The sequence below is a fragment of the Photobacterium iliopiscarium genome, from assembly GCF_003026395.1.
GTDB classification, from domain to species: domain Bacteria; phylum Pseudomonadota; class Gammaproteobacteria; order Enterobacterales; family Vibrionaceae; genus Photobacterium; species Photobacterium iliopiscarium.
In genome coordinates this window covers 111073-134076 of the sequence record NZ_PYOO01000009.1, presented here as the reverse complement: position 1 = coordinate 134076, position 23004 = coordinate 111073, and the positions used below count along the sequence as shown (strand labels likewise).

Genomic DNA, 23004 nt, shown 5'->3' with positions numbered 1-23004 from the left:
ATTTTATTCGCTATCAGTCGCAACGGGGGTTTTGAATAACGCCAACAATTCATCAACTTTATTGCGGCCGCTACCATTACGACTGATGGTGCGTTTAACTCTAACGACGGACAAATCAGCCCCCGTATATAAACGACGGGTTAACGGCGTATCATGATTAGAAATCAATACCGCAATATCACGCTCAGTCGCTGCTTTTTCTGCCACATTAGCTAACGTTGCTTGATCATCTAAACTAAAACCATTACCAGAATAAGAAGTAAAGTTAGCCGTGGTTGATAATGGCGCATACGGTGGATCGCAATAAATCACACTGCCTTTACGGGCGCGTGAAAATGTCTGGCTGTAACCTTCACACACAAAAGTTGCACGTTTAGATTTTTCAGAAAAGTAATACATTTCAGCTTCAGGGAAATACGGTTTCTTGTACGATCCAAAAGGTACATTAAAACCGCCTTTTTTATTATAACGGCATAAACCATTAAACCCATGGCGATTTAAATAGAGAAAATAAATCGAACGCTGGTAAGGATCGGTACTGTGATTAAACTCTTCTCGAATACTTAAATACGCCGCTTTAGTATTATATTCAGGCGTAAATAATCGACGTACATCTTCAATGTAACGCTCAGGTTCTTGTTTAATAATATTATATAAATTAATCAGATCTGGATTGATATCTGCCAGTAAGTAATGCTCATAATCCGTATTTAAAAATACCGATCCAGCACCCACAAAAGGTTCAACCAATTTACGCGCAGGCGGTAGGTGTCGTTTGATTTCCTCGACCAGAGAATACTTACCTCCAGCCCACTTCAGGAATGCACGATGCTTTTTCATTAAGCTGACCCACCACCACTTACAAGAATGTCACGAAAGGTCGCGGATTGTACCTCATTTTCACCCTGTGCTGATACCAATTCACATAAATAACTATCATTTATGGTTTTATTTTAAGCGATCCATTTCTTGTGTAATCTTACGATAAGATTTTAACCATGGTTTTAGCTGTTGTAACGAAGAAGGTAATTGATTTTTTGCAGTGCGTGCCTGACTCGCCGTAGCGTAATCGCCGGTCACAACAATAAACCATGATTGCTGATTACGTACCGTTTGGTAAATCATGGCATCAGTTACATTATGAGTTGTCATAAATTCTGCAGCCGCGGCAAGACTTTGGGTTGCAGCCAATTGTAACGCATAATGCGTCGACTTCACTGCGGCTAATTGTTGCTGATCTGCGGCTAATTTAAGTGACCAATCTAACTTAGAGGCCGGTGCCGATATAACACTAACAGCCGCAGAAGGTGGCGTTTCAATGGCTTTAGCCGCAACAATAGACGGCGTTTTAACCACTTCTGTTGCTTCTGTTGCTTCTGTTGCTTCTGTTGCTTCTGTTGCGGCAGGATATCCTTTCAGCGCATGGTCATCAATCATGGCATCAATTTGCTGATCCGAGATAACAACTCGCTCTTGACCCGCGACATCGTCTTGACGTCCTACCGTTAACCCCTGAGGATTAACTTGTGGCGGTAATGGCGCTTTATCAATAGTAACCGACGCTATCACCGCAGGCTGAGATGCAGTTATTGTTGCCGATGCAGATTCACTACTAGAGCCCGATGTCATAAAGAAATAACCACCAGCAATTAAAACAATGATCACACCACCAATCACAATGGGCAATAATGGTTTGTTGCTAATATTTGAATTCATGGTTATCCCTTCTGCTTGTGGAAGATTATGTAATACGCCAGGGCGAGGAAGCGCCATCAGTAAACGCTGTTTTAACGAACGTCGACAAGGTGCATCTACCCCATCCTCTGTCATTAGCATATCACTAAATAACATCACTTCTTGCTGACTCAAATCATCAATATCAAGTTCGACTGGGATAATACCAGAACCATGAGCGACATGAGCTAAGGTTTGATTTAACTCACCACGATGCGCAAATAACACGATATTCAGTTGTAACTCAGCATGTTGATTTGCATATTGTGCCAATGCCCATAATTCAGCAATTAAGGTTGGACTCAAAAGATGGGCGTCATCAATCACCACCATTAATTTATAATGTTGGTTTGCCAATAAATGCTCAACACTTTGACATAAAGAGTCATGTTCATTAAACATAGCGTGGCTAACAAATTGTTGCAGCAGTAACGTGCGATGTTGAACATCAGTTTGTCCACGCTGACACATCAATAATACTTGATGACAATCGGTGGCATAATTTTCAAGAAAAGCGTGTGCAAGCCAAGTTTTACCTGAGCCTTGAGCACCGGAGAGGTGAATAAGATGAGAGCTAAATCGAGTGATGAACTGTATTCGAGTCAGCAACTGGATCTGGCTTTCCAGATCCAGACTTTTTCGTTTTGTCATGCAAGTCGTCAATTGGCTACAGTTTAGTGACCAATAACGTCCTGAAGCACATCAAAAGGAACATCAGCCACAACTTCAGCACTACCAATTGATGTCGGTAATACTAAGCGTAGCTGACCTGACAATACTTTTTTATCACGCATCATATGCTTAATAAAATCATCAAAAAACATTGTATCAGGGGCAACAACGGGCAAATTTGCTCGTTGATGTAATGCAATAATACGCATTACATCAGCATCACTGATTAATCCCTGCTTTGCGGCAGTCTGTGCTGCGAGAACTGTACCTGCTGACACCGCTTCGCCATGCAGCCAATTACCGTAGCCCATTTCTGCTTCAATAGCATGGCCAAATGTATGACCAAGATTAAGTAACACCCTAACGCCTGATTCTTTTTCATCAGCAGCAACAACATCGGCTTTAATTTGACAGCAACGGCTAATGGCGTAACACAACGCCTCGTTATCCAATGCTTGTAACCGCTCAATGTTATTTTCTAACCAAACAAAAAAATCATGATCGGCAATAATGCCGTATTTAATGATTTCTGCCAATCCTGCTGCTAACTCTCGTTGCGGCAAGGTATGTAAACAATGATTATCAATAATCACCGCTTTAGGTTGGTAGAAAGCACCAATCATGTTTTTACCCAGACGGTGATTAACCGCAGTTTTTCCACCCACAGATGAATCAACTTGTGCTAACAACGTGGTTGGCACCTGAATAAAATCGACCCCACGCTGGTAACTCGCAGCCGCAAAGCCAACGATATCACCAATTACGCCGCCGCCTAGGGCAACTAAAATCACATCACGGCCATAATTACCTTCTAGTAAAAATGTCATGATGTGATTAAACGTATCAAGGGTTTTGTACTGTTCACCATCAGGTAGAGAAAGTAGTGCCACTTGGCACGATAATGAACTGATGGTAGCCATTACCTGATCCGCATATAACGGGGCAACAGTATCATTACTGACCACAACTACTCGTTTGCCCGCAGATATCGCAGATGCAAACAACGCCGAGTTGTCGAACAACTCGGCGCCAATTGAAATAGGGTAGCTTCTGTCATCTAAATTGACATTGATCCGTTCCATGGTCAGCTTCTCTTTTTAATTAATTAACGCTCTTCCAGCATCTTGATGATTTGGTTAGCAACTACTTTCGCACTTTGATCATCAGTACGAACAACGTAGTCAGCAACCTCTTCATACAATGGATTACGCTCTGCTGCTAGTTCTTCAAGTACTTCACGAGGTGTGTCAGTTTGAAGTAACGGGCGTTTTTTATCACGTTGAGTACGAGCTAATTGCTTTTCAATAGTCGTCTCTAGATAAACAACAATACCACGAGCAGAAAGGCGATTACGGTTCTCTTTATTAATAACAGAGCCGCCACCCGTTGCTAGAACAATGCCTTGTTCTTGTGTTAGGTCATCAATTACAGCTTCTTCGCGAACACGGAAGCCATCTTCACCTTCAACATCAAACACCCAACTAATATCAGCGCCAGTACGTTCTTCGATTACAGTATCTGAATCAAAGAATTCCATATGCAGCTGCTGTGCAAGATGTCTACCAATAGTGCTTTTGCCGGCACCCATAGGGCCAACCAAGAAAATATTTCGTTTTTCAGCCATTTTTAGCAATTTACGCGCGGTTAATAAAACGACACCACCCGCAGGCTCTATTTAAAATAAGCCCGAGGCGCCAAGTTCCTCACATATAATTCGTGATAAGACAGGAAATTATCTCAGGACTGACTACTATTTTGCAATAGCTAGTCGACATCAATCAATATTTTATTAAGCCTGTCTTACCCACAGAGGCTGCCATAATGGCTTACCCGAGGTCAGAGGTCAATCGTATTAAGCTCGTAAATATCCTAATAATTGACTAATAACGTGCTCAACACCCATTACACGGGTTAAGGTAACCAATAGAAATAAAACAACTTTTAACCACACACACCCTGCTGAAGCATTGTTTAGAAGCACTATCAGCAAGGTGATTAGATATGTGAAAAATTATTGCACTACAATTTTTGGCGTTACAAAAATCAACAATTCACGTTTTCCAAGTTCTTCCATTTTATGTCTAAATAATACACCAAGTACTGGAATGTCACCCAAAATAGGTACTTTACGAACTGTATTGTTAACTTGATTTTGGTAAATGCCGCCTAATACAACGGTTTCACCGTTATTGACTAACACTTGCGTACCAATACGCTGAGTTTTAATTGCTACGGCCGTACCAACCCCCGTTGGCACCTCTTCACCTTTACTGTCTTGAGTGACTTCGAGATCAAGTACCAGTTTATTATCAGGCGTAATTTGAGGGGTTACCATCAAGCTTAATACTGCCTTTTTAAAATCAACCGATACTGCACCACTGGATGACGCTTCTAGATACGGTATTTCGGTACCTTGTTCAATGTATGCTGCCTTTTTGTTAGTGGTCATTAAACGTGGACTTGAAATAATTTCAGCTTTACGTTCTGACTGTAATGCTGATAGTTCTAAATCTAACAACACATTGCCTAACTTTGCCACCTGAAAGGCAATACTGGCCGCTCCATTTTGACTCGCACCTAAGTTAACGTTAAGAAAATCATCAACGGTAGTGTCATCTAATAATCCAGAACTGCCGAGGTTACCTTCAATAGAGCCACCGATAGTGGTATCACCATCAATACTTGAAACCCCCCAACGAACACCGAGCTCATCAATGTTACCTTCATCAATGGTAACGATACGCGCTTCAATCTGTACTTGTTTAACCGGAATATCAAGCGCTAACACTATCTCTTTAATACTCTCAATATTTTCTGGTGTATCTTTAATTATCAACGCATTAGTACGTTCATCAACATGCAAAGAACCGCGTTCTGACAGCATTCCCACACCATCACTCGATCCACTTAGTAACGCCGAGATATCTGTCGCTTTAGCGTAATTCACTTGAATAAGCTCAGAGCGTAAGCTGGCTAATTCTTGTTGTTTACGGGCAGTTTCCATTACTTGATGTTCATTAGCGGCTAATTCGGCCTTAGGTGCGACTAATAGCACCGAGCCACGCACACGCTTATCTAGTCCTTTCGCTTGTAGAATAATATCTAACACTTGCGGCCATGGCACATTATCTAAACGCAGCGTAACGTTACCGCTCACCGTATCAGCAACAACCAAGTTAAAATCGTTATAATCTGCGATTAACTGTAAGACATTACGCACGGGAATATCTTGAAAGTTAATTGAGATCGGTTTGCCTTTGTAAGAAACATTGCTCTTATTGGCAGTTGCGGTTGCTTTCGGTTGTGTTCGTTTAATTAACGTAACCTCAAGATTATTTCCTCGAATACGATAGTCATAATCATAGTTACCGGTCATATTAAACATAAACCGCGCTCCACGAGGCACGTTACTGGTATCAATGCTATTAACGACGGTCGCAAAATCAATCACATCTAAAGTGTGTATTTGCTCATTGGTTAACTGAGTATCAAAGATATCCAGCTGTAATTTCTTACCTTGACGGCGAATATCAACCAATGATTGCGGCTGTTTTAACTTAACAGTTAACACCCCTCGACCTTTGCCATCACGATGAAATTCAATATCTTGAACTTGATTAGTGATGCCACTCGCTGGCGCAGCAATAACACTGGTTACGGTAAGTAAACCCCAGCACATTAACCATACACTGACGAAAATCTGGCGGCCAAGCCCCCACGTATTCCCTTTCATAACTCATCCTTGATTAATGCTGAACTAAAGCCAGCTTTGCAGGCCGTGTTAGCCAACAACCTTTGCCATCGGGTAATGTTTCTTCTATTTCAATGAGCTTATCACTCACTTTTATTACTTTGCCGCGATTAAGCCCGACAAATTGTCCTGGCTTAATTTTTACTAATTCGCCTTTAGGGGTATAAATTAACCCCCACAACTGCCGTTGATGCCCAATCGCCCCCTTCATAGAAAGTTGTTCTAATGGAAACGTTTCTAATTGGGTAGGTTGATGATCATTAAGCGGTTGCCAACAACTACTGTTCGCTTGTTTAGCCAAGAGTAACTCTGGTCGTGGCCGTAAAAACGGCACTCGCTTACTGGTCATTACAAATGACTCAGCAACAAAAATATAAGGAGCAGCCAATGGTTTTACTTTTGCTTTCGCATTGGTGTGTGTTTTGGCAATAAACTGCTCTATCGAATCCGTGTTAGCCTGACACCCCATTAACCCGAGTCCTAACGGCAACAGCCATAATAGTGTTCTCATAAGATCCTCATTATTGTGGGGTTTTAAAACGGTATGTGGTTGCAGATACCGTCAACGACAACAGCTCATCAAGACCGTGTTCATCCACTCGCGCTAATTCAACATTACGTAAATTAACAATCCGTGGTAACTGTGCAATCGCTTCGGCAAACTGACCTATTTGTTGATAAGAACCAGTAAGTTGCATATTAAGTGGCAATTCATAATAAAGATCATTTTCTATACGAGCAGCCCACTTAATTGATTGGAAGATCAGCCCATTTTTAACCCCAATATCGTTAATGCTGGCTAATAAACTGGCTAACTCTTGCTCTTCAGGCAATTGCTCGATCACTTCTTGATAACGACGATTAAGCTCCGCAACTTGTTCTTTAACTCGCGGTAAGGCTGCCACTTGAGCAGCGCGACTAACGAGTTGAGCGCGTAACGTTATTTCCTGTTGTTTTTGTTGCTCTAAAGCCTCAGTTAATGGCGTTAACCAATACCAATAGCCAAAGATTGAAAGTAATACCGTTAACACCAAAGCAATTAAGCCTTGAGGCAATAATGGCCATTCAGTGATTTCATCAAGCTCTAATTCACGCCAATCAATCATTGTTTTTCTCCACTATTGCAGTAGGAAAGGTCGCCTTTAACGGCTTGTTATCAATTATTGGCGTAGTTAAATCAAAAGAAGCATTAAACTGTGATTTTTGTTGTTTATCTGCACTTTTGGTTGTGACTAAAGAATGCATTTCAATGTTTTTAAACCACGGTGATTGCTCGGCCTTACCTAACAAAGCGGCTAAGTGACCATTGGTATCACCAAAGCCATCAACTTTGACCCGTTGCGAGGCTAAATTAACGCCGTCCAGATAAACCCCAGCAGGCACCACTTCGGGTAATTGATTCAACAATTGCGTAACTCGATTACGTGATAATTGAATATCTGCAATCACTTTCAAGCGCAGTTCAATGGCATCCCGTTGTTTATCTAACTTAGGCAAAAAAGCCAACCGCTGCTCTAAACTGGTCAGCTCTTGCTGAAGTTGGTCATTACGGCTTTGCTGCTCAAATTGCTGATTTTCAATATATTCACCAATCGCACCGTTACCCATAATTGCCACAACAACACTCGCTATCAGTAAACCAACAAAGCGTTGTTTATGGTGTTTTCGCCGCAAATCTCGCCACGGCAATAAATTCAGTTTATCAATCATGCTAGACCCCGCAGTGCTAACCCTGTAGCAACGGCATATTGACTCGACATCGAGTGCGGCAATTCAACTTTTTTAGCACAACTAAAATGTTGAAATGGACTCACCCACACCACATCAAGCCCAATTAATCGTTGCAGCAATGATTCAGACACTAAATTTTGGCCGCCACCACATAGCCATAACCCTTTAATACCACTACGAGGGTGAGTCGAGTTATACAATTGAATTTGACGCTTCAACTGCTCAGCTAATTGTTTGGTGAATTGTTCCGCATGATTATTACCAAGATCGATTGATTCATCTTGCTGTTCAAACAACCCCGTACCAAAGCGAATTTCACGATGATAAGCAGCACTGCCTTGTGGTTTCATACAAAACTCAGTATGTCGTTTACCCACATCGACAACACCCCATTGGTTATAATGGCTGCCCATTTCGGCAAGGTATTCCGCCAGCCACAATAAAGCATGCGTTTGCAACTCCATTACTTTTGGTTTAAAACCTAGCTTTAATAGTGCGTTCACACGGTTATCAATCGTTTCTTTGCGTGAAGCAAACACTTGAAACGGTGTCGTCGATGCTGAATCACTAAAACGATCACTAATTAAAGGAAAATAATCAAACCATAGCTCTTCCACCGGAAACGGCGAAGCCGCGCCCAATGCTTGTAGTATGGCGAACTCAGCCTCTTCTTCATTGAGACTTGTATCTAATTGAACAACTTTGCTGATCACAGCACTATCGGGTAAGGCTAAGGTAACGGCTTTGGCTTGCCATGGTAATTGCTTTTTAATTTGACGCATCGCTGACAACAGCTCAGCATTATTCACGCTATGCTGATCGTTTATGACAGTTTTAGTCAATTCGACTTCAACAAATGCAGCTAATTCAAACTGCTCTTTCTTTTGTTGTAGCACCACAGCTTTTATACTGTGATTACCAATATCTACCCCAACACTTAATGGGTTCCGAAACATCCGTGTTATGCTCCCATGTGGCGAAAAAACAAACTATTTCGAATAAACACCATCAACGGCATTAATTAAATTTTTGTTATCTTTATACTTAAAGGTAAAAGATAATAGATAATGACCGCCAGAACGATGGCGTAACGGGAAATCTCAAGTGAAGTTCATAAAGCGATTACTAATACTTGCAATAATTTGCATTACTCTTGGAGTGGGTACAATTTTTGGTTTTTATTTATACCTAAAACCAGACCTTCCTGATGTTGCTAAATTAAAAAATATAGAACTGCAAACACCATTAAGGGTGTACAGTGCCGATGGTGAACTGATCTCACAATTTGGTGAGAAACGTCGTATACCATTAACACTTAAACAAATGCCTCCACTGCTAATCGATGGTTTTATTGCGACCGAAGACAGCCGTTTTTATGAGCATCACGGCGTAGATCCGATAGGTATCGCACGTGCCGCCTTTGTGATGTTAACCTCTGGTCACGCTCGTCAAGGTGCCAGTACTATCACTCAACAACTTGCGCGTAACTTTTTCTTATCCAATAAAAAGACTTTCTCTCGTAAAATTCGAGAAGCCTTTATTGCGATTCATATCGAGCAAATTTTAACTAAAGACCAAATTCTTGACCTTTATTTGAATAAAATTTATCTCGGCTACCGCGCTTATGGTGTGGGGGCAGCAGCACAAGTTTACTTTGGTAAAGATGTTAATGAACTAACCTTAAGTGAAATGGCAGTGATTGCAGGCTTACCTAAAGCACCGTCAACCATGAACCCTATTTATTCCATTGATCGTGCGACAACTCGTCGTAACGTAGTACTTGATCGCATGTTTAAAGAAGGTTACATCACTCAAGCACAAATGGATCAAGCCCGCTCCGAACCAATTGTTTCCCATTACCATCGCGCTGAAATTCAGTTGTATGCCCCTTATGTGGCAGAACGTGCACGTGCGTGGATGGTGAATCGTTATGGTGAAGATGCTTACACCAAGGGCATGGACGTTTACACGACTGTTAACGCTAAATTACAGCACGCGGCTCAACAATCTGCGGTTGATAATTTACTAAATTACGATGAACGTCATGGTTATCGTGGTGCAACAGCGGTGATATGGAAACCAGGTCAAACACCACTTAATGCTAACCAGATCGTTGAGAAGCTAAGTAACCAACCCACTTATGGTGAATTAATTCCAGCGGTAGTCACTGACGTTGAGCAGCAAACTGCCACTGTGGTTACCAAGCAAGGCCAAACAGTGACATTACATTGGGATGGTATGAAATGGGCGCGTAAATTCCAGACCAATAAAGCTCAAGGCCCAGCACCAACAACTGCGTCTCAAATCTTAACCGCAGGTCAGCAAATCTGGGTTCAGAATAAAACCACGACGATAGCGGCAACGGCAGATAGCGCAGCCGTAACCACAAGTCATTGGGTATTAAGTCAAGTCCCTGGTGCCAATACTTCATTTGTAGCAATGTCACCCGATAACGGTGCAATATTGGCGATGATCGGTGGTTTTAACTACACCCAAAGTAAATTTAATCGTGCTACTCAATCTATTCGCCAAGTAGGTTCAGGAATTAAACCGTTTATCTATTCAGCGGCAATTGAAAAAGGCCTCACATTAGCGACCCTCATCAATGATGCTCCAATCACTAAATGGGATAAATGGCAAGGTACGGCATGGCGACCAAAGAATGCTGATGGCCGTTATGGCGGCCCTACCCGTGCGCGTATTGGTCTAGCACGCTCAATTAACGTGATGGCTATTCGTGTGTTACGAATGGCTGGGTTAGATTTCACTATTAACTACTTAACTCGCTTTGGTTTTAAGCGTTCAGATCTTCCTCGTGCAGAACCGTTAGCACTAGGTGCTGGTAGTTTAACCCCGTTAGAATTAGCCCAAGGTTATTCTGTATTTGCTAATGGTGGTTATGCCGTCAAACCCTTCTTAATCAATAAAGTTGATAATAGTAGTGGTCAATTGATCTATAGTGCTAATCCTAAAATTGTTTGTGATGATGTATGTCAAAGTCAAAACCCACAAGCAAAAATGCAAGTCGAACTAGCCACTGCTGCTCAAAATGCACCAATACAAAAATCATTATTACCAAAGGCTGAAAAACCAACCTTAGCGCAATTAGAACAAGTAATCACACCACCAGCGGTACGTTATGCACCAGAAGTGATCAGTGAACAAAATGCGTTTCTTGTTCGTCAAATGTTAACCAGTAATATTTGGGGTGAACCTGGCCATCCGTATGGCACAGGTTTTAGAGCTCGCGTATTAGATCGACATGATATTGGTGGTAAAACAGGTACAACTAATGATTCGAAAGATGCATGGTATACCGGTTTTGGGCCTAATATTGTTGCAACCACTTGGGTAGGTTTTGACGATCACCGTCATGCATTAGGTCGCACTAGCTATAATAAAAACCTGGGTAAAAATCAGGTAATGGGGGGTGAGTACGGTGGTAATGCCGCACAACCAGCATGGATTAACTTTATGCGTATTGCATTGAAAAATACGCCAGAGCAACCACTACAGGTTCCTGCTGATATCGTTAAAGTACGTATTGACCGTGCAACGGGTAAACTGTCTGATCGAGATGGTTCAAGATCAATGTATGAGTACTTCATCAAGGGTACTGAACCAACACAATCAGCTCGCCAAGTTACCTATGAGCAAAAGTTTGATACTGAAACAGCAGAAGAGTTATTCTAATTACGGTTTCTAACCACGATCAAAAAGAGCGCCAATAGGCGCTCTTTTTTTTGTTTAATTTTAATGCGTTATCATAAATACAATCTATTACTTCTGAACATGTTTCTCAAAAATTTCAGGCATTTTAGCTTTGATGGCTGCCGCTAATTTCTCATAACGAGATTTAAGTGGCGATCCTGGACGATAAGCCAATGTAATGAGACGCGTTGGTTGCGGATGCTCTGCGGCAATATAACAAACACCATCACGGCAATGTTCTTTCGGTGTTGCTAACTGAGGCAGCAACGTAATACCGCTTCCCGCTGCAACCATATTACGTAACGTTTCAAGACTGGTGGCTTTAAAACGACCATCATCACGCGCCCCTGCTGCAAAACAGAAACCCAATGCTTGATTACGCAAACAGTGCCCATCTTCTAACATCAACAAGGTTTCACCGTGTAAACGCGACATATCAATTTCTTGCTCTTGTGCCCATTGATGCGTTTCAGGTACTGCAAGCATCATTGGCTCATCATACAATGGCAACTCAATAAAGGGTTCACTCTCTTTAACAGATGCTAAAATCATGCAGTCGAGCTTACCTTCTTCAAGTTGCTGTACCAACTGATGAGTTTGCGCTTCATGTAAAAATAACTCTAAATCAGGGAACGCTTCTTTTAAAGTTGGAATGATTTGTGGCAATAAATATGGACCGACAGTTGGAATAAAACCAATATGTAACGGTCCAGCCATGCTTTCTCCTTGTAAACTAGCAAGTTCGGTCAATATTTTGACCTCAAGCAACACTTTTTGAGCTTGGGCGACTAAACTCAATCCCGCATCGGTAAAAAGTACGCGACGACTGGTTCGTTCTAACAACGACACCCCTAACTCATCTTCTAATTTACGAATTTGACCACTTAGGGTTGGCTGACTGACATAACATGCTTCAGCGGCTTTACGAAAATGCTTATGTTCAGATAGGGCGACAAGGTACTCAAGATCTCGAATATTCATTTGCTAAGGCTACCAATAGGAATTAACTATCAAAACCATAGCAGTAAACGATTAGAACTATCAAGAGTAAAATCGCATAATTGCTTCATCAATATGGAGAACATATTAACGAAGCTCCGATTGCATTAAATTAATTTATATTTTTTAAGGAATCACATTATGTTCGCATCTAAAGAAGGTCAGCCAGTACCTCAAGTTACTTTCCACACTCGTAAGGGTGATCAATGGATTGACGTAACAACTAATGAGTTATTTGCTAATAAAACTGTGGTTGTATTTAGCCTACCCGGCGCATTTACACCAACATGTTCTTCTAGCCACCTACCTCGCTACAACGAGTTAGCTTCAGTATTTACTGATAATGGCGTTGACGACATTCTATGTGTATCGGTTAACGATACGTTCGTAATGAATGCATGGAAAGCAGACCAAGAAGCAGCAAACATCACCTTCATCCCTGATGGTAATGGTGAGTTCACTAACGGCATGGGCATGTTAGTTGAAAAAGATGACCTAGGCTTTGGTGCCCGTTCATGGCGTTACAGCATGCTAGTTAAAAATGGCATCGTTGAAAAAATGTTTGTTGAAAACGAAGAACCTGGCGACCCGTTCAAAGTTTCTGATGCAGATACGATGCTGAACTACATTGCACCAGAACAAAAACTACAAGAATCAATCACTGTATTCTCTAAGCCCGGTTGTCCTTTCTGTGTTAAAGCAAAACAGAATCTGATCGACAAAGGTCTACAGTATGAAGAAATCATTCTAGGTAAAGATGCGACAACCGTTTCTTTACGTGCAATTACTGGCCGCAGTACTGTTCCTCAAGTATTCATTGGTGGTAAGCACATTGGTGGTAGCGAAGAATTAGAAATCTTCTTAGGTTAATACCACAGCGACACCGTTAGCAAAAAGCCCTCATTTCACACTGAAATAAGGGCTTTTTTGTGTCAGCTTAATTAAGCGACATTTACGGTTGGAATATGTTTGGCGACATCAAGCCATACTTCTAAAGCCACTTCATCACACGCATGTTGACGCGGGCAACGATCACAGTCTTTCATTACTTTTTCAGGCAACAATGTTTTTGACGTCGGCGTAAAACCACGCTTCATAAAAAACTCAGGCACTCGAGTTAACACAAATACTTTTTTAATCGCCATTTGTGCCGCTTTCTCAAGTAAATAATCAACAATGGCTTTACCCTGCCCTTGTTGTTGCCAACCCGCTTCAACCCCTAAAGATCGTATTTCAGCCAACCCTGAATCATAAACATACAGAGACGCACATCCGGTAACCACCCCGTGATTTTCAGCCACAGCAAACGAACCAATATCGCGCACTAACTCATTACGATTACGTGGTAAGTTCTCACCCAGCCCCGCCCAATACACCACCATACCTTCGATAGCATCGAGATCAGTGAGTCGCGCGCCTCGTACTTTAACATTAGGCGAATAACGTTTATCAAGCCGTCTTTCCGCTTGACCAATGGCATAATCAACTTGATTTGGCGCAACACCACCTAAAGCACACCGTTTATCTAAGCACGATTCAATAGTCAGAATCGAATAAACATCATTTTCAATTACCGTTGAAAATTGTTTCATCTCCTCAAGAGAGAGTTCTTCTAATGCGCACCCTTTTGCAATTGCGGCGACAACTGCAACCCCAACAATATGATGAGCTTCACGAAAAGGAATACCTTTTGCCACTAAATAATCGGCTAACTCGGTCGCATTTGAATAACCTTGCATCGCCGCTTCTAAAGTACGATCTTGATTAATCTTGATCCCTTCAAAACATAATGCAGCCATTTCCATACAATCATGCCAGCTATCTAACGCATCAAATAGCCCTTCTTTGTCTTCTTGCATGTCTTTGTTATAAGCCAGCGGTAATGCCTTTACCGTCATCATCATCGCTGCCATCGCGCCATACACTCGACCACACTTACCACGAATAAGCTCAAGTGCGTCGGGGTTTTTCTTTTGCGGCATCAACGACGAGCCAGATGTCACCGCATCATCAAGTTCAATGAAATTGGATTCGCCAGAGTTATAAAAAATTAAATCTTCTGCCATTCGTGATAAATGCAGCATTGAAATCGATGCGGTAGACAATAATTCCATCACATGATCGCGGTCAGACACCGAATCAAGACTATTACGGGTTGCTCGCTGAAAGCCAAGATTATGCGCTAACATTTCACGATCTATCGGATAAGCAGTTCCTGCCAGCGCCCCAGAACCTAATGGGCAGGTATCAAGTCGCGTCATGGCATCGTCTAATCGTGAATGATCACGCTCTAGCATTTCCACATAGGCTAAACACCAATGGGCAAAGGTGACAGGTTGCGCCCGTTGCAAATGAGTATATCCAGGTAGCACGGTTGCTTGATGCTGGCGCGCGACAGTAACTAACTGTTGCTGTAATTTATCCAGCATCAACAGTAATTGTTGCCCTTGCTGACGGCACCATAGTTTAAGATCTGTTGCCACCTGATCATTACGCGAACGACCCGTGTGCAATTTTTTACCCAAATCTCCGACCTTAGCAATCAATTGTTGTTCCACCCAGCTGTGAATATCTTCAGCATCAGAAGCAAGGATTTGCTCAGGATCTTCCATTACCGCTAATTTGAGTTCATTAAGTGCCAATTCAAGCTGTTGTTGCTCTGTTTCTGTTAACACATTCACTTGGCGTAGGGCTTTTGACCAAGCTATTGAACCGACAATATCTTGCTCTGCGAGTCGATAGTCAAAACGCAACGAATCATTAAATTGTTTAAATCTGATGTCAGCTGCCTGACTAAACCGCCCTCCCCATAATGCCATGGTGAATCTCCTTTTTCTGTCCAGCGAAATAGTATTGAGAAGCTTACGCTGCAACGAATATCATCGTCGATCTAGCGTAAGCTACAATCTTGAATTAATTATTTTTGACTGTTAAGCGCACGAATACGACTAGCCAAAGAATACAAACGAATAAAACCGCCAGCATGGCTATGGTCATAAACATCATCTTCACCAAACGTTGCAAACTCTTCCGAGTACAAACTATTGCCTGAACGCTTTTGAGTAACTGTCGCTTGCCCCTTATAAAGTTGGATCACCACCTCACCCGTCACATCTTGTGCCAGCGTATTCGCCGCGGCTAATAATGATTGGCACAATGGCGTAAACCAACGACCATCATAAATAAGATGTGATGCTTTAAGCCCCAACGTTTGACGGAATTCAAACGATTCTTTATCAAGCACTAATTGTTCAACGGCACGCAATGCTTCCATCATGATGGTACCGCCAGGGGTTTCATAGCAACCACGTGACTTAATTCCTACGAGACGGTTCTCAACAATATCAATCCGTCCAATACCATGTTCAGCACCTTTACTATTAAGATAATGAAGCGCGTTATACGGTGTCATCGGCTCACCATCTACGGCAACCACCTCACCTTTTTCAACGAGCACTGACACCGTTTCAGCCACATCAGGCGCTTGCTGTGGATCTTTAGTCCACACCCAACATAATTCATTAGGTGCATTCCACGTATTTTCAAGCACGCCACCTTCAGTGGAAACATGCCATGCATTAGCATCACGTGAATAAATTTTTTCTAACGATGCGGTACAAGGAATATTACGCTCAGCCAAATAATCAAGCAGTGCTTCACGGCTACGTAAATTCCACTCACGCCATGGCGCAATCACGGTCAGTTGTGGTGCAAGAGCGGCAAACGCTCCTTCAAAACGGACCTGATCATTACCTTTCCCCGTACAACCATGACACAACGCATCAGCACCAATTTCTAATGCACACTCTACTTGTGCCTTAGCGATGATCGGACGCGCCATTGAGGTACCTAATAAATATTTACCTTCGTAAATTGCCCCCGTTTTAAGGGATGGGTAAATATAATCTTTTACCATCTCTTCTTTTAAATCAGCGATATAACATGCAGAGGCACCAGAGGCGATGGCTTTTTCTTCAATGCCAACCAATTCTTCTTCACCTTGACCAACATCTGCCACAAACGCGACCACTTCACAGTCATAGTTTTCTTTTAACCATGGAATAATGGCTGAAGTATCTAAACCACCTGAATAGGCCAATACCACTTTATTAATTTTACTCATCTGCTGCTCTCCTTTTCAGCCTTGTCGCGGTCATCCCGTTCAGGCACTATTTTCAAAAATATTAATTCGTCGTCATAAATCAAGGCATCTAAATCAATGCTGTTTAATTACCCGTTGATGACAGCGTAAATCGAGTCCCAATACTGTCGCCCGCTAATAAATCATTGAGCTTGTCGGGATAGCGCCAACTGGCGACTTCAATCGAACGCCCTAGTGCTTTAGCTGCTGTAAATGCCGCACGCACTTTCACAATCATGCCATCGGTGATCACCGCTTGAGCAATTAACGCTTCCGCCTCAGATTCCGTTAGCTGCTTAATTAAATTACCTTTACCATCAAGCACTCCCGTCACATCGGACAATAAAACCAATTCACCACCCACAGCCGCAGCGACCGCGACCGCCGCTTGATCGGCATTAACATTCATCATTTCACCGCTATCATTAAGCCCAATAGAACTAATGATTGGCACAAAACCTAACTGCATAATTTGACCTACTAAAGCGCCATTATTGGGCTCAGCATGACCGACAGCACCCAGTTCTGGATCTAATTGACTAACCGTACATAAACCGCCATCGGCTAAACTCAATCCTACCGCAGCCACTCCCGCTTTAACGGCTTGCCCTTGCAGCATTTTATTAGCCGTGCCCGCTAGCGCGCCGGTAATCAAACCAATTTGATCGCTTGGCGTAACCCGTAATCCTTGTTTTTTAACAGTTGGTAACTGCAATTTTTTCATAAGTTCATCAACGAGATAGCCACCACCATGAACAAATAAGATCGGGCGTTGTGAGCGCGATTGGTAAGCATTGATGGTTGAAAACAATCGTTCTAAGGTAAGGTTACATTCAAGTGCGGCACCACCGAGTTTAATCACTAAAGGGACTTGATTCATTATGTTACTCCTACACCAATGCGGTTAACTGAGGAAAGCTATTACGAATATTTATGCATTGAACTGCTTGTGATGACGCCCCTTTCAATAAATTATCAATCGCGGCGGTTAAAATAATATGCTCACCTTGCACCTGCCAGCCGATATCACAAAAACAACTACCAACAACATCATCAAGTTTGGCGGTCTTATTTTTAAGCAAACGTACCGCATGTTGATCTGCTGCATTTAAATACGCAGATTCCATTGCGGCCGTCACCTCGTCAGCGGTTACACCAATGGCTAATTTAGCGGTAATGGTGGCTAAAATACCGCGTTTAAAATTCCCGAGATGAGGCGTAAAAATAATATCACAATTAAGATGATGGGCAATTTCAGGCTGGTGTCGATGCGTAAACAAGCCATAAGCCTGTAAGCTCACCTCACAAAAACTATTGGTCATGTTAGCTTTACGGCCTGCACCCGACACACCACTGACCGCATTAATCACTGGCCATTGATCGCAATCAAGTAGACCGGCAACAAGCAATGGTTTTAACGCTAATTGAGATGCGGTGGGATAACAGCCAGGAACGGCAACTAACTGAGCTTGACGAATTTGATCATGATTCCATTCAGCTAAACCATAAACAGCACTGTCCAGCAATGCCTCATGTTGGTGCTCAAAACCATAATATTGATAATAAAAACCATCAGCTTTAACTCTGAACGCCCCTGATAAGTCAAACACCTGACACCCCAAATTAAGAAATTCAGCCGCAATATCATGGCTCACTTCATGGGCGGTTGCTAACAACACAATATCGATGTTTGCCGCAGCTGTTTTAATATCCGTTAACGGCTGCAACGGTAAATCAACCACATCTCTTAACTGACCATGTAAGTCACTTAATGGCTTTCCCGCATCAAGACTCGTTGCCGAAACATACAAACCGCAAAGCGTTAATTGCGGATGACGACTCACTATCTTTGCTAGTTCTGCACCGGTATATCCACTGGCGCCAACAATAACCGTGTTTAACATTGCTAATTCCATATCGTTATCGTGTTATCGAGCCGTAATCAAATAATTGGAGCGATGACTAAGTAGTAATAATTGTCATAACGGCTAACAGAAGTGTGCTATAAACAGCATATAAAAGGCACGTAAAAGCACCGAAGGCAAAAGACTTAGCGTCGTCGAAGGGAAATAAAAGCAGATGTGTGGATTTGGTTCATGATAATAACTTCCTGCATTAAACAATAAACTCTGAGCGTTCCGTTGCTCGAGGATAAATAAACAGCTAACACCATTTATTCATAAATTTGAATTAATATGTTTACTGGTTAAATTACACACTGTCAATAGTGTAATGATAAAAAAATATATTTTAGTCCCTTTTTGTTAACTTTTTAGGCCCTATTGAATAACATTTAACGTTATTAAAGCAGCGCTTTTCTGCTCTATCTCATTAATAATGAACAAAAATATGAGGTTATATCGGCAGAAATGAAACAAAATTACAAAATTCAATCAAGATTATGACCAAAATCAATATCGCTCATTTTTATTGGCGATAACCACAATCTCTGTTGACCTGTTGCTAACTTCGCGGCTAGATTGTGGGTAAAGGTTAAATTGGATGTAATAAAATTACGGAATGGATACGATATGAACGAGAAATACAGTGCGTTAACAAGTAATGTTAGTATGCTTGGCCATTTGCTGGGTAATACCATCAAAACAGCCTGCGGTGATGAACTATTAGAAAAAGTGGAAACTATCCGCAAACTTTCTAAATCAGCAGGTACAGGTAATCAAGATGATCGTGAGAAACTGATTGCTGAATTACAAAACCTACCCGATGATCAATTACTTCCTGTAGCTCGAGCTTTTAGTCAATTCCTTAATCTCACCAATATTGCAGAGCAATACCATACTATTTCACGCCAACGTGAAACGACATTATGTAGCCCAGATGCACTCGATGAGTTATTCACTAAATTAGTGCAGCATGATGTTAATCCAGCAGATTCTTTAGTCGCTATTAACGAATTAAATATCGATTTAGTTCTCACCGCGCACCCAACAGAAATTGCACGCCGTACCATGATCCATAAATTGGTACAGATTAATAAATGTTTATCACAATTAGAGTTAAGCGAATTATCAACCGCTGAACGTGCACGCATTGAGCAACGCTTAGAACAACTGATTGCTCAAGCATGGTATTCCGATGTTATTCGCCAACAACGTCCAACCCCAATTGATGAAGCGAAATGGGGTTATGCGGTTGTTGAAAATTCATTGTGGCAAGCAGTACCAGAATTTGTACGTCTGTTTGATGAAAAACTGCAACAGCATTTAGATAAAAAATTACCATTAGATGCTGCGCCAGTAACCTTCTCATCATGGATGGGTGGAGATCGTGACGGCAATCCATTTGTAACGTCTGATGTTACCCATGAAGTTTTACGTCTTTCACGCTGGAAAGCCGCAGAGCTTTACCTTGGTGACGTGCAAGAGTTAATCAATGAATTATCGATGATTCAGTGTAATGATGAGGTGCGTGAACTTGCAGGTGAAGAACACGAACCTTACCGTGCGATTTTAAAACAACTACGCACCAAGCTGATCATTACTCGCGACAGTTTAGAAGCACAAATTAACGGTAGCGCTCCTCTTTCTAAGCACATTATTAATGATGTTGCTGAGCTATGGGATCCACTGTTTGCGTGTTACCAGTCATTACATCAATGTGGTATGGCGATCATTGCTGACGGCTTACTGCTTGATTCATTACGCCGTATAAAATGTTTTGGTGTACACCTGGTTAAACTGGATATTCGTCAAGAAAGTACTCGCCACGAAAATGTTATTTCAGAGCTAACGCGTCATCTTGGTTTAGGTGATTACAGTCAATGGTGTGAACAAGATAAGATCGCGTTCTTAGTTCGTGAATTATCGTCTAAGCGACCATTACTACCACGAAAATGGGAACCATCAGCTGACGTTCAAGAAGTACTAGAAACCTGTAAAGCAATTGCAGAACAACCACGTGAAGCATTAGGTGCTTATGTGATATCAATGGCACGTACTGCCTCTGATGTATTAGCAGTCCACTTATTACTGCAAGAAGCAGGTTGTCCGTTCCGCATGGATGTGTGTCCATTATTTGAAACACTTGAAGACTTAAATAATGGTGCTGATGTTATTGAACAACTGCTTAACATTGATTGGTACCGTGGCTTTATTCAAAATCATCAAATGGTAATGATTGGCTATTCTGATTCGGCCAAAGATGCTGGTGTCATGTCAGCGGGTTGGGCGCAATACAGTGCGATGGAAAAACTGGTTGATGTCTGTGAAAAAGCAGAAGTTGAAATCACCTTATTCCACGGCCGTGGCGGTAGTATTGGTCGTGGCGGCGCACCAGCACATGCGGCATTATTATCCCAACCACCACGCAGCCTAAAAGGTGGCTTACGCGTCACCGAACAAGGTGAGATGATTCGCTTTAAGCTAGGTTTACCTGAAGTGGCAATTAACAGCCTCAGCCTTTACGCGAGTGCAACGTTAGAAGCTAACTTACTGCCGCCACCAGCACCGAAACAAGAATGGCGTCAGATTATGGACCAACTTTCTGATGTTTCATGTGAAGCGTACCGTAATATAGTCCGTAACACGCCGGAGTTTATTCCTTATTTCCGCGCCGCAACGCCAGAATCTGAACTGGGTAAATTACCGCTAGGCTCTCGTCCTGCAAAACGTAATCCTAATGGTGGCGTTGAAAGTTTACGTGCTATTCCATGGATTTTTGCTTGGAGTCAAAACCGCCTCTTATTACCAGCGTGGTTAGGCGCGGGTGAAGCGATTCAACATTCAATTGATAATGGTGATACCGCACAACTAGAAGAAATGTGTCGCGAATGGCCGTTTTTCTCAACCCGATTAGGTATGCTAGAAATGGTATACAGTAAAACTAATCTTGGCATTACAGAATACTATGACCAACGCTTAACTGATGAAGCCTTATGGCCTTTAGGTAAGCAATTACGCTCACAATTACAGCAAGACATTAAAACGGTCTTAACCGTTGAAAACAATGATCACTTAATGCAGCAAGATCCGTGGGGCGCTGAATCTATTCGCTTACGGAATATTTATGTTGAGCCACTTAATATGCTGCAGGCAGAATTACTTTACCGTACTCGCCAACAGAAAGAGTTACCAACAGAGCTCGAAGAAGCATTAATGGTTACTATTGCAGGTATTGCAACCGGTATGCGTAACACAGGTTGATCATCAATCAATAGCAACAAGGCTATCTTTGGATAGCCTTTTTTTTACCCGTTATTTACAAAATTGTTAAAAAAGATTGTAAAATCTCAACTTTGACACAGCACTATATTGCTTATAAAGACTAAGATAGAAAAGTATCAATATGAGAAAAGATGAATATATTTCAATCAAATTATTATTTTTTTAGCGCTAAATTAACTTAGTAATAGTTCACAAGATAATAAATTGAAACGCCTCAGTAACAGATAATTGAACTAGAAGTATCGATATTGAGTCAATTAATGATATTCTATGCGACCGCAATTAGGCAGTGCAATAGCACGATTATAATTAAAAACGTCATCTGAAGCGTTACGTAATCTAAGCCATATTGTGTTTTTTTTATTTTATATATTTAACGGATAGAAGAGATGTCACTACCACATGTAATTTTAACAGTGCTTAGCACTCGAGAAGCAACTGGTTACGATATAACCAAAGAATTTTCACACAGTATCGGTTATTTTTGGAAAGCGAGCCACCAGCAGGTGTATCGTGAACTCAATAAAATGGCGACAAATGATCAAGTAACCTGCCGCCTTGAACCTCAAGATGGTAAACCTGATCGTAAGGTATATTCAATTACCGATCTTGGTCGTCAGGCATTATTTGAGTGGTTCCAAGAGCCTGCTCGTAATCCAACCACGCGCGATGAATTTTCTGCAAAACTACTGATTTGTGGCGTTCACAATTCATTACCCATGCAGCAGCAACTTGAATCTTTAATTGATGAATCACACAATTTAATTGGTCATTATCAAGAGCTAGAGCAAATTCATTTTAGCGATTACAAAAACATGGATCGTCAACAACGTCTCGACCGTTTAACCTTGCGTCGCGGGCTTCATAACCGCCAAGCTTGGATATTATGGGCAGAAGAAGTATTAACTGAACTGAAAGATATGGACAGTGAAGGTAGTGCAGTCGCTATCAACTAAGTTTATATCCAACAAAAAAGCCGCAGTTTGAACTGCGGCTTTTTTATTACAGGCACTGAATACCAACGCTATCAACTACAGCATTGTCGCTCACCGGTTAGCACTCGAATCACTAATAGATTCTCG

At 41.8% G+C, this 23004-nt stretch carries 18 protein-coding genes; 4 read left to right on the top strand and 14 right to left on the bottom strand.

Going from position 1 to position 23004, the window contains the following annotated elements:
- Positions 1-3: 3 nt before the first annotated feature.
- The 9 genes from dam to pilM form a co-directional block, all read right to left on the bottom strand.
- The gene (gene dam, locus C9J51_RS13835) at positions 4-840 is read right to left on the bottom strand and encodes an adenine-specific DNA-methyltransferase (RefSeq protein WP_045035961.1); all 837 of its coding nucleotides are present in this window, start codon (positions 838-840) and stop codon (positions 4-6) included.
- A 108-nt stretch (positions 841-948) separates the two neighbouring features.
- Positions 949-2385, bottom strand: a complete 1437-nt coding sequence (locus C9J51_RS13830; RefSeq protein ID WP_045039732.1) for an AAA family ATPase — start codon at positions 2383-2385, stop codon at positions 949-951.
- A 23-nt stretch (positions 2386-2408) separates the two neighbouring features.
- Positions 2409-3488, bottom strand: coding sequence for a 3-dehydroquinate synthase (aroB, locus tag C9J51_RS13825; RefSeq protein ID WP_045035959.1), 1080 nt, complete (start codon positions 3486-3488; stop codon positions 2409-2411).
- A 23-nt stretch (positions 3489-3511) separates the two neighbouring features.
- The gene (gene aroK, locus C9J51_RS13820) at positions 3512-4030 is read right to left on the bottom strand and encodes a shikimate kinase AroK (RefSeq protein WP_045035958.1); all 519 of its coding nucleotides are present in this window, start codon (positions 4028-4030) and stop codon (positions 3512-3514) included.
- Between the two features lie 387 nt (positions 4031-4417).
- On the bottom strand, positions 4418-6139 hold the full coding sequence (locus tag C9J51_RS13815) for a type IV pilus secretin PilQ (RefSeq protein WP_082301460.1): 1722 nt from the start codon (positions 6137-6139) through the stop codon (positions 4418-4420).
- A gap of 13 nt (positions 6140-6152) precedes the next feature.
- Positions 6153-6668 (bottom strand): pilus assembly protein PilP, encoded by a 516-nt coding sequence (locus tag C9J51_RS13810; RefSeq protein ID WP_045035957.1) that lies wholly within the window; start codon positions 6666-6668, stop codon positions 6153-6155.
- A gap of 10 nt (positions 6669-6678) precedes the next feature.
- The gene (locus C9J51_RS13805) at positions 6679-7263 is read right to left on the bottom strand and encodes a type IV pilus inner membrane component PilO (RefSeq protein WP_045035956.1); all 585 of its coding nucleotides are present in this window, start codon (positions 7261-7263) and stop codon (positions 6679-6681) included.
- A complete protein-coding gene (locus C9J51_RS13800) occupies positions 7256-7867 on the bottom strand; it encodes a PilN domain-containing protein (RefSeq protein WP_045039731.1) in 612 nt (203 codons plus the stop codon). Before C9J51_RS13800 ends, C9J51_RS13805 begins: the two co-directional genes overlap by 8 nt.
- Positions 7864-8844 (bottom strand): type IV pilus biogenesis protein PilM, encoded by a 981-nt coding sequence (pilM, locus tag C9J51_RS13795; RefSeq protein WP_045035954.1) that lies wholly within the window; start codon positions 8842-8844, stop codon positions 7864-7866. Before pilM ends, C9J51_RS13800 begins: the two co-directional genes overlap by 4 nt.
- Before the next feature lie 148 nt (positions 8845-8992).
- Between pilM and C9J51_RS13790 the strand changes: the two genes are divergently transcribed.
- Entirely contained in the window at positions 8993-11581 is a 2589-nt protein-coding gene (locus tag C9J51_RS13790; protein WP_045039730.1) for a penicillin-binding protein 1A, read from the top strand.
- A gap of 87 nt (positions 11582-11668) precedes the next feature.
- Here the strand turns inward: C9J51_RS13790 and oxyR are convergent, their stop codons facing one another.
- Positions 11669-12580: a DNA-binding transcriptional regulator OxyR gene (gene oxyR, locus C9J51_RS13785; protein ID WP_045035952.1), complete on the bottom strand. Its 912-nt coding sequence runs from the start codon at positions 12578-12580 to the stop codon at positions 11669-11671.
- A gap of 159 nt (positions 12581-12739) precedes the next feature.
- Here oxyR and C9J51_RS13780 point away from each other — a divergent pair, with 159 nt between their 5' ends.
- On the top strand, positions 12740-13468 hold the full coding sequence (locus tag C9J51_RS13780; RefSeq protein ID WP_045039729.1) for a glutathione peroxidase: 729 nt from the start codon (positions 12740-12742) through the stop codon (positions 13466-13468).
- A gap of 71 nt (positions 13469-13539) precedes the next feature.
- On the opposite strand, the gene argH is transcribed toward C9J51_RS13780, so the two are convergent.
- The 4 genes from argH to argC form a co-directional block, all read right to left on the bottom strand.
- The gene (gene argH, locus C9J51_RS13775) at positions 13540-15417 is read right to left on the bottom strand and encodes an argininosuccinate lyase (protein WP_045035950.1); all 1878 of its coding nucleotides are present in this window, start codon (positions 15415-15417) and stop codon (positions 13540-13542) included.
- A 98-nt stretch (positions 15418-15515) separates the two neighbouring features.
- The gene (locus C9J51_RS13770; RefSeq protein WP_045039728.1) at positions 15516-16721 is read right to left on the bottom strand and encodes an argininosuccinate synthase; all 1206 of its coding nucleotides are present in this window, start codon (positions 16719-16721) and stop codon (positions 15516-15518) included.
- Positions 16722-16824: 103 nt separating this feature from the next.
- A complete protein-coding gene (gene argB, locus C9J51_RS13765) occupies positions 16825-17619 on the bottom strand; it encodes an acetylglutamate kinase (protein WP_045035949.1) in 795 nt (264 codons plus the stop codon).
- 10 nt (positions 17620-17629) lie between these two features.
- Positions 17630-18643, bottom strand: a complete 1014-nt coding sequence (gene argC / locus C9J51_RS13760) for an N-acetyl-gamma-glutamyl-phosphate reductase (RefSeq protein ID WP_082064127.1) — start codon at positions 18641-18643, stop codon at positions 17630-17632.
- 627 nt (positions 18644-19270) lie between these two features.
- Here argC and ppc point away from each other — a divergent pair.
- Together ppc and C9J51_RS13750 are read left to right on the top strand one after the other, a co-directional pair.
- Positions 19271-21901 (top strand): phosphoenolpyruvate carboxylase, encoded by a 2631-nt coding sequence (gene ppc / locus C9J51_RS13755; RefSeq protein ID WP_045035947.1) that lies wholly within the window; start codon positions 19271-19273, stop codon positions 21899-21901.
- A 410-nt stretch (positions 21902-22311) separates the two neighbouring features.
- Positions 22312-22878 carry a PadR family transcriptional regulator gene (locus tag C9J51_RS13750; RefSeq protein ID WP_045035946.1) on the top strand — a complete coding sequence of 189 codons (567 nt, stop codon included), beginning with the start codon at positions 22312-22314 and terminating at the stop codon, positions 22876-22878.
- The last annotated feature ends 126 nt before the right edge of the window (positions 22879-23004 follow it).

What these genes read in the sequence shown, in the direction of transcription:
- C9J51_RS13800 (WP_045039731.1), bottom strand. Translation starts at nt 7,867, where the DNA reads ATGATTGATAAACTGAATTTATTGCCGTGGCGAGATTTGCGGCGAAAA.
- C9J51_RS13810 (WP_045035957.1), bottom strand. Translation starts at nt 6,668, where the DNA reads ATGAGAACACTATTATGGCTGTTGCCGTTAGGACTCGGGTTAATGGGG.
- aroB (WP_045035959.1), bottom strand. Translation starts at nt 3,488, where the DNA reads ATGGAACGGATCAATGTCAATTTAGATGACAGAAGCTACCCTATTTCA.
- C9J51_RS13815 (WP_082301460.1), bottom strand. Translation starts at nt 6,139, where the DNA reads ATGAAAGGGAATACGTGGGGGCTTGGCCGCCAGATTTTCGTCAGTGTA.
- pilM (WP_045035954.1), bottom strand. Translation starts at nt 8,844, where the DNA reads ATGTTTCGGAACCCATTAAGTGTTGGGGTAGATATTGGTAATCACAGT.
- aroK (WP_045035958.1), bottom strand. Translation starts at nt 4,030, where the DNA reads ATGGCTGAAAAACGAAATATTTTCTTGGTTGGCCCTATGGGTGCCGGC.
- C9J51_RS13805 (WP_045035956.1), bottom strand. Translation starts at nt 7,263, where the DNA reads ATGATTGATTGGCGTGAATTAGAGCTTGATGAAATCACTGAATGGCCA.
- ppc (WP_045035947.1), top strand. Translation starts at nt 19,271, where the DNA reads ATGAACGAGAAATACAGTGCGTTAACAAGTAATGTTAGTATGCTTGGC.
- C9J51_RS13830 (WP_045039732.1), bottom strand. Translation starts at nt 2,385, where the DNA reads ATGACAAAACGAAAAAGTCTGGATCTGGAAAGCCAGATCCAGTTGCTG.
- C9J51_RS13780 (WP_045039729.1), top strand. Translation starts at nt 12,740, where the DNA reads ATGTTCGCATCTAAAGAAGGTCAGCCAGTACCTCAAGTTACTTTCCAC.
- C9J51_RS13750 (WP_045035946.1), top strand. Translation starts at nt 22,312, where the DNA reads ATGTCACTACCACATGTAATTTTAACAGTGCTTAGCACTCGAGAAGCA.
- argB (WP_045035949.1), bottom strand. Translation starts at nt 17,619, where the DNA reads ATGAATCAAGTCCCTTTAGTGATTAAACTCGGTGGTGCCGCACTTGAA.
- oxyR (WP_045035952.1), bottom strand. Translation starts at nt 12,580, where the DNA reads ATGAATATTCGAGATCTTGAGTACCTTGTCGCCCTATCTGAACATAAG.
- argH (WP_045035950.1), bottom strand. Translation starts at nt 15,417, where the DNA reads ATGGCATTATGGGGAGGGCGGTTTAGTCAGGCAGCTGACATCAGATTT.
- argC (WP_082064127.1), bottom strand. Translation starts at nt 18,643, where the DNA reads ATGTTAAACACGGTTATTGTTGGCGCCAGTGGATATACCGGTGCAGAA.
- C9J51_RS13770 (WP_045039728.1), bottom strand. Translation starts at nt 16,721, where the DNA reads ATGAGTAAAATTAATAAAGTGGTATTGGCCTATTCAGGTGGTTTAGAT.
- dam (WP_045035961.1), bottom strand. Translation starts at nt 840, where the DNA reads ATGAAAAAGCATCGTGCATTCCTGAAGTGGGCTGGAGGTAAGTATTCT.